Origin of the sequence: Methylosinus sp. Sm6 (assembly GCF_019802345.1) — a bacterium.
Taxonomy (GTDB): Bacteria; Pseudomonadota; Alphaproteobacteria; order Rhizobiales; family Beijerinckiaceae; genus Methylosinus.
This window is the reverse complement of the sequence record NZ_JAINDZ010000159.1, coordinates 1-512: the sequence shown is the minus strand read 5'-3', so window position 1 is coordinate 512 and position 512 is coordinate 1. Positions and strand designations below refer to the sequence as shown.

Below are 512 nucleotides of genomic sequence, written 5' to 3'. Positions count from 1 at the left end.
TTCCTGCCGGTCGACGGCTCGCCGGGCGTCATCAACGCCAGCGGCATCGGCATGATCGACAACACGGACCGCAACATCGTCGACATCTTCATGTCGCCGTGGCTGGTCTGAGGAGGCGCGCGTCATGGCGAATATTCGCAAAGCGCAGGAGGGCGAGGCGACGGCCGGTGCTGCGCCCGCCGCGGATGCGCCGCCGGTCGGCGCGGCCTCGCCCGCGCCCGCCGCTGCGGCCGCCGCCGAACCGTCGGCTCCGCCTCCGCCGGAGCCGACGGCGGCGGCTCTCGGCGAAGACGCGCCGGCGGGCCCCGAGGGCTTCGTGATCAAAGTGCGCGGTCCGGAGGACGGACGCTGGCGCGCCGGCATCAAATTCGGGCCGATCGAGACGGAGATCGACCTCTCGGAGATCACGCGGGCGCAGCTCGAGGAGATCGCGGCGGACAGCTATCTGAGCATCCGTCGCGCCTGATTTATCGCGGAGGGCAGGCAAGCCGTCGGGGCTCACAATCCCGAAC

1 protein-coding gene is annotated in these 512 nt (G+C 71.1%); it reads left to right on the top strand.

All coding sequences use genetic code 11. The annotated features are described in order from the left end of the window. Window positions 1–124 precede the first annotated feature (124 nt). Window positions 125–466 (top strand): hypothetical protein, encoded by a 342-nt coding sequence (locus tag K3F48_RS24060; protein ID WP_222577958.1) that lies wholly within the window; start codon window positions 125–127, stop codon window positions 464–466. The last annotated feature ends 46 nt before the right edge of the window (window positions 467–512 follow it).

Bases quoted from the DNA above. Each gene is read 5' to 3' on its own strand.
- K3F48_RS24060 (WP_222577958.1), top strand. From the start codon at position 125: ATGGCGAATATTCGCAAAGCGCAGGAGGGCGAGGCGACGGCCGGTGCT.